The sequence below is a fragment of the Leptolyngbya sp. FACHB-541 genome (genome assembly GCF_014695875.1).
Classification (GTDB): Bacteria; Cyanobacteriota; Cyanobacteriia; order Elainellales; family Elainellaceae; genus JAAUTN01.
In genome coordinates, this window is record NZ_JACJPC010000003.1 from 1 (window position 1) to 2,658 (window position 2,658).

Here is a 2,658-nt window from a genome sequence, read left to right on the forward strand (position 1 = left end):
ATTCCCAGTTTAGCTAGGTAAAGACCAAGTCCGTTGAACCGCCGTGGTACGGACCCGTATGCCCGGTGGTGTGGGAGGGGAGGAGGCGTAAGTCCTTCCCCTATCCCGATTGGTTCCATAACTGTATGCTGCTGGACAAGGTGAAAGATCCAGAGGAGCGGCTGTGGTACATTCAGCAGACAATTCAACATGGCTGGAGCCGTAGCATTCTTACTCAACGAGTTGAAAGTGGGTTGTATCGACGGCAAGGGGAAGGAGCACTGACAAATTTCAATCAAACGCTTCCTCAGCCTCAGACTGATTTAGCACAGCAAATTCTGCGCGATCCGTATAATTTTGACTTTTTGAGCCTAGGTAGCGAAGCGCAGGAACGAGAACTCGAAACTGCTTTAATTCGACACATCCGAGAGTTTTCACTTGAAATGGGAGTTGGATTTGCGATCCTAGATGCTGTGCAAGCTGTTGGAGCCAGTGTGAGTATTGGCGTTGCAACCCTATCAGCTTTGCCTTTTGTGCAACCTGAAACACTTGTAGAGAGCGCAGATCAAGCGCTTTATGTCACTAAGCGGCAAGGCAAAAACCGTTTCATTGTTGCAGAGGTTTAATCATGAGCAACGAACCTTTCCTATTTACTCTTGAGGAGATGACGCGAATCCTATCTCCGCTTGATCCTAATTTTGTTCAGGTCAAATGGGAGGGGCGCTGGCTCGTCTTTGAGTGTCCAAACAATTTCTGGTCAACCGAAGTTTTTCAACTTTTTGACATTCTTCTACCGAAAACCCCTGTTGAAATTCGAGTTCCAGGCGACGAGGCAATCCGAATTGACCAGGTATCTAAAAGGCGCTAATGGCGATCGCCGCACTGATTTTTGACGGTATGTCAAATCGCTAAATCACAGGTCTAGTCAGAGTTTCATCACTGACTAGACTTCCCCTCACTGAGAACCTTGTATCGAGCAAGGTGAAGGTCGCGATCGCCACACCATCACATGTAACTGTTTGTAGTAGCAAAAGAGATTACAACGATGATAGACGTTAATTTGACTAGATTGAATGCACTCTCAGAGTGCGTTGGAATTGACCTAGAGTCTCACGCTTCTATTGCCATTGAAAAGTTTGGAAAAGGGCAAGAACTTCAGCTCACGATTGATTCTTGGGAGGAGGCGATCGCCTTCTCCCAAGAAACACAACATCTTTCATAAGTAACTCTGAACTACACCAGCCTTTTTACGTAGCGAAACCGTAATCTTTACAAAACTTTATGAACTGCCTCTAAAGGGTACTTATGGCATTGAGCCAAGATAGGGGTAGTTGAAGCGGTGAGAGCAGTTGGATCATTTGTTTCTGTCGGAGTGACAGTGGCGATCGCCTCTCAAACTAGACTTTTGTGTGCCTGCTCAATCCCTTAGTGAAAAAACCCCGGCATTGCTGCTGGGGCTTTTTTGTGCGCTTGCCTATGCACTCAATCGTTCAATCCGTTCAAGCTTTTGTTGTAGCGCTCCGATCTCTCGCTCCAGTCGCTTCACTTCCTTGCCACGGGCGATCGCCTTCTGACCTGCTCCTGGTTGGGATAGTTAAGAGATGCGATCGGGGCGATCGGATGGGCGAGGTTGATCAAGGTTTACCCAAGATGGAACGGTGATAATGGGATTGGGTTGCTCAACTTCATTACTAAAGGAATTAGGTTGCTCAACTTCATTTTTAAGAAGCTGTATCTCTGTTTGTTGCCTTAAGTCAAGTAGCGTAAATTCGACTAATTGCTCGATCAGCGTTTTAAGTAACTCTCTCTGTTGGGTGTTTAATTCGCTAGCGAGCAAATAGAACAGATGTGCGTTGTTTGGAGAAGCAGGATGCTTGTAATAGTTTTCAATGATTTGATCTCTCCACTTTAGAGGATCATTATTTTCTTCATCATTCATTGTCATTTCTCTAGTTGCATTCAAACTTGTGGAGTAGTGCCTAACTCTTCACCAATTAGGCTTTGCAGTCGTGCTAGCAGTTTTGTTTTCTCCTCCTGATTGGCTTCTGAGGACTCCAATCTGGCGATCGCCTCATCAGCCGTGCCCAGATAATCCAGCACTCGCTGCTTAGGCTTGAGGCAATCATCAGCCCGGTAGTTTTCCACTCGATAGTAGTAGAAATAGTCTTTTCGCCCTTCCGAAGTGCGCTTGTGAACTCGTTTGCGGCGAATGAATGCCATGCTTTGTAGTGCTTAACTCGTCATCCATCATAGCAAAAGTTAGGCACTACAACAAAGCGAGGCACAAGCAATGGAAACATATTTTTCAAAAGTCAAGCCGATCGCTTCGCAGGAATGACAGAGTCTCGTGCCCTGCACTTTTCAATGTCTAGCCAGTACTCAGGATCGGCAGCATGAGGCGATCGCCTATCTACCACTTCATGCCCAATCCTGTAATGTTTGCTGCGAATCTTTCGCCAACACTGCCTATAGTTTGCATACCCTAGCACCTGCCATCCCTCTGAGAGCGGCATCAACTTCGCCTGCCGGTCCCTCTCTGCTATCAACTGGCTTAGCAACTCGTTGTGGTTGTGTCGCAAAAACGGGTCAATGGTAAGGTAGGTAAGCTCGGCCTTGCCTTCTTCCCCTCCGATGTCTACTCATTCTTTGTTCAAGTGGCGGCATTTTTTGCCCCAGATC

General features: G+C 46.8%; 6 protein-coding genes. 3 read left to right on the forward strand and 3 right to left on the reverse strand.

The features are described 5' to 3' along the window. Positions 1-68: 68 nt before the first annotated feature. The 3 genes from H6G00_RS36460 to H6G00_RS00065 all read left to right on the forward strand — a co-directional run bounded on the left by H6G00_RS36460 (position 69) and on the right by H6G00_RS00065 (position 1,201). Complete coding sequence (locus tag H6G00_RS36460; RefSeq protein WP_347278129.1) at positions 69-605, forward strand: PDDEXK nuclease domain-containing protein; 537 nt, start codon at positions 69-71, stop codon at positions 603-605. Positions 606-607: 2 nt separating this feature from the next. After that, complete coding sequence (locus H6G00_RS00060; RefSeq protein WP_190795065.1) at positions 608-847, forward strand: hypothetical protein; 240 nt, start codon at positions 608-610, stop codon at positions 845-847. Between the two features lie 177 nt (positions 848-1,024). Further along, complete coding sequence (locus H6G00_RS00065) at positions 1,025-1,201, forward strand: hypothetical protein (protein ID WP_190795066.1); 177 nt, start codon at positions 1,025-1,027, stop codon at positions 1,199-1,201. A 372-nt stretch (positions 1,202-1,573) separates the two neighbouring features. On the opposite strand, the gene H6G00_RS00070 is transcribed toward H6G00_RS00065, so the two are convergent. The 3 genes from H6G00_RS00070 to H6G00_RS00080 form a co-directional block, all read right to left on the reverse strand. Further along, a complete protein-coding gene (locus H6G00_RS00070; protein ID WP_190795067.1) occupies positions 1,574-1,918 on the reverse strand; it encodes a hypothetical protein in 345 nt (114 codons plus the stop codon). 20 nt (positions 1,919-1,938) lie between these two features. Next, positions 1,939-2,199, reverse strand: a complete 261-nt coding sequence (locus H6G00_RS00075) for a hypothetical protein (protein WP_190795068.1) — start codon at positions 2,197-2,199, stop codon at positions 1,939-1,941. Between the two features lie 92 nt (positions 2,200-2,291). Then, positions 2,292-2,492, reverse strand: coding sequence for a hypothetical protein (locus H6G00_RS00080; protein WP_190795069.1), 201 nt, complete (start codon positions 2,490-2,492; stop codon positions 2,292-2,294). Between the last annotated feature and the right edge of the window lie 166 nt (positions 2,493-2,658).

Coding starts and splice junctions, on each gene's coding strand:
- H6G00_RS00060 (WP_190795065.1), top strand. CDS start 608: ATGAGCAACGAACCTTTCCTATTTACTCTTGAGGAGATGACGCGAATC.
- H6G00_RS00065 (WP_190795066.1), top strand. CDS start 1,025: ATGATAGACGTTAATTTGACTAGATTGAATGCACTCTCAGAGTGCGTT.
- H6G00_RS00070 (WP_190795067.1), bottom strand. CDS start 1,918: ATGAATGATGAAGAAAATAATGATCCTCTAAAGTGGAGAGATCAAATC.
- H6G00_RS00075 (WP_190795068.1), bottom strand. CDS start 2,199: ATGGCATTCATTCGCCGCAAACGAGTTCACAAGCGCACTTCGGAAGGG.
- H6G00_RS00080 (WP_190795069.1), bottom strand. CDS start 2,492: ATGCCGCTCTCAGAGGGATGGCAGGTGCTAGGGTATGCAAACTATAGG.